This is a genomic window from Roseovarius amoyensis (genome assembly GCF_003260265.1).
Classification (GTDB): Bacteria; Pseudomonadota; Alphaproteobacteria; order Rhodobacterales; family Rhodobacteraceae; genus Roseovarius; species Roseovarius amoyensis.
The window spans coordinates 1-2,596 of the sequence record NZ_QITQ01000069.1 but is presented as its reverse complement, the minus strand read 5'-3'; the positions used below and the strand labels follow the sequence as shown (position 1 = coordinate 2,596).

Below are 2,596 nucleotides of genomic sequence, written 5' to 3'. Positions count from 1 at the left end.
TAAGCCCAGACGGCATAGGAGATGATCTCGCGGGGAAAACGAAAGCCCTTCAGGCGTCGAATTGTCAGTACGGTTTTCATGATGACCGCCTATCCCGACGGTACGCCGTGATCAACTTGGCAATGCCATCGGAAGTACATTTAGAAGCAGCACACCGAGCACGCCGTCGGCTCCATGGATGCTGTTAAGAGCATATGATCGTCGTTCCTCGAAGCTCTTGAGTTTCCAGCGGATCTTTTTTCGGCAAGTGACTTCTCTGGCGTTTGATACATAAAAGCACATCATGCGCATGCCTTGATATAGAACTCGACATCAATCTTGAAGTCTACCTCAGTGAGTGATATGTTTATGCATATCATAAATGGCAAACGAAGCAGCAAGATAGATCATGAGTTACGCAACAGAGCACATCGCAGAGTCGCTCAAAGCCGCGCGGGAACGCAAGGGGCTCTCTCAGCGCGCGCTCAGTGCGAAGGCGGGGGTTCCACAGAGCCACATCTCCAAGATCGAGAACGGGGCGGTCGATCTGCGTCTGTCCAGCCTGGTCGAGCTTGCACGTGTACTTGATCTGGAATTGACTCTGGTCCCGCGCAAGAAGCTGCCTGCCGTTCGGGCGATCATTCGCGGTGATGATGATGGTCACCGTGACGTTCAGAGCGCGCGTAAGGCGACGAACCTATTGCAGCGCCTTGATGACCAGATAGCAGCGCTTCCCAGTGAAACGCTCTCTGAGATTGTCGTTCAGGAGTTGCAGCGCCGGGCGCGCGAATTGATGCACTTCAAGCTTTCAGCCGATGATCTTGTTCAGTTGCAAGAAGCGTCTGCTGCCATGCAGGAGTTCCTGAGCGATCCGCGCAACTTGGAAGCGGTCGAGCAGGCGCAGAGCCAGTTGCGCATGTTGCGCAACGCACTCGCCCATGGCGCGGGTATATCTGCACCATCCTTGCCGCGTCCGGCCTATCGTCTGGACGGTGACGATCGTGGCTGATGTCAGTGTCCTTGAAGTCCTGCTCTACGGAGAGCCGATAGGTACGCTGACGCGGGTCAGCGGTGATACCTCGCTCTTTGCTTTCTCTGAAGGCTATGTCGCCGATACGGGCAGGCCGGTTCTGAGCCTCGGCTTCAAGAATGAGCTTGGGGAACTGACCACTGATTTCGGTACGCAGAACATGCACCTGCTGCCCTTCTTCTCAAATCTTCTGCCCGAAGGTCACATGCGAGACTATCTCGCCGAGCGCGCGGGCGTGAAGCCCGTCCGTGAATTTTTCCTGCTCTGGGTTCTCGGCGAGGACCTTCCCGGTGCGGTCACTGTTCGGCCCGCCGATGGTGAGGCGTGGCCCCCCGACGCTGATGATGGTGAAGATCATCACGATGATCATCGAGATCAGGCGCTGAGGTTCTCGCTGGCAGGCGTTCAGTTGAAGTTCTCGGCTTTGGGAGACAAACAAGGCGGTCTTGCGATTCCGGCCAAGGGGGTCGGCGGCTCCTGGATCGTCAAGTTCCCAGCGCAAGGCTTCGATGCTGTCCCCGAGAATGAATTCTCGATGATGACGCTCGCGCGTCTCTGCGGCATGGACGTTCCGCCTATCAGGTTGATCGATGTTGCCGAGATCGGCAATCTGCCAGAAGGCATGGACAAGGTCAGCGGTCAGGCGCTGGCTGTCGAAAGATTTGACCGTCTGAGTGATGGCAGTGCCGTCCACATTGAAGACTTCGCGCAGGTCTTTCGCGTTTATCCCAAGGACAAGTACGAGAAGGCAAGCCAGCGCAACATCGCACAGGTACTGGCCGCTGAATGCGGAGAGGCCGACATCGCCGAGTTTATCCGGCGGCTGACTTTCAATGTGCTGATCGGCAATGCCGACATGCACCTCAAGAACTGGTCGCTGATCTATCCGGATCGAAGGCAGGCGGCGCTCGCGCCGTGCTACGATTTTGTCTCGACTATTGCCTACATAGACGACGACAGGGCGGCGCTCACCTTTAGCCGCACCAAGAAGTTCTCCGGGTTCTCGAAGGACGAGCTGTCGCACCTGGCTGCAAACGCCGGTCTATCCGAGAAGCTGGTTCTGGGAACCGCACGCGAGACTGTCGCGCGCTTCCATGAGCACTGGCAGGCCGAAAAGGGAAACCTGCCGCTGACTGCGGATGCGATCAAGGCGATTGAAGCCCATTTGCACACAGTGCCGATAGCGTAGGGGATTGGCAGAATGGCAGAGAGTTTTTCGAACCGGCACGGCTACCGCAGCGTAGACGCGGAGATTACCGTTCACGAAGACGCGCCCGAAAACCTGCGCTATGCGATCCCGCTGATTGGGCAGGACATCGGCATGAGCCCGTCCGTCATGCGCCGGATCATCTGTCAAGTGTTGCTCGTCCCGCCTGACCGGAACAACTGGTCGGAGCACCTCAACATCTGGGAAGAGGTCGTCGGGCTTGTTGCCGACTGTCCTTGGTACAAGGTCTATGGGCATTGCCAAGTTGATCACGGCGTACCGTCGGGATAGGCGGTCATCATGAAAACCGTACTGACAATTCGACGCCTGAAGGGCTTTCGTTTTCCCCGCGAGATCATCTCCTATGCCGTCTGGGCTTA

Annotated in this window: 3 protein-coding genes and 2 pseudogenes; 4 read left to right on the top strand and 1 reads right to left on the bottom strand. The window is 57.0% G+C overall.

Annotated features, from left to right (window positions below; translation table 11 throughout):
- A pseudogene (locus DL899_RS19150) lies at window positions 1-80 on the bottom strand (IS6 family transposase); the annotation flags it as partial.
- A 308-nt stretch (window positions 81-388) separates the two neighbouring features.
- Between DL899_RS19150 and DL899_RS19145 the strand changes: the two are divergent.
- From DL899_RS19145 to DL899_RS19130, 4 genes and pseudogenes are all read left to right on the top strand, one after another.
- Window positions 389-988: a helix-turn-helix domain-containing protein gene (locus DL899_RS19145; RefSeq protein WP_111735900.1), complete on the top strand. Its 600-nt coding sequence runs from the start codon at window positions 389-391 to the stop codon at window positions 986-988.
- A complete protein-coding gene (locus tag DL899_RS19140; protein WP_204355377.1) occupies window positions 981-2,198 on the top strand; it encodes a type II toxin-antitoxin system HipA family toxin in 1,218 nt (405 codons plus the stop codon). The genes DL899_RS19145 and DL899_RS19140 overlap by 8 nt, the downstream gene beginning before the upstream one ends.
- A gap of 12 nt (window positions 2,199-2,210) precedes the next feature.
- A complete protein-coding gene (locus DL899_RS19135; protein WP_204355376.1) occupies window positions 2,211-2,507 on the top strand; it encodes an AbiJ-NTD4 domain-containing protein in 297 nt (98 codons plus the stop codon).
- 9 nt (window positions 2,508-2,516) lie between these two features.
- Window positions 2,517-2,596: pseudogene (locus tag DL899_RS19130) on the top strand (IS6 family transposase); the annotation flags it as partial.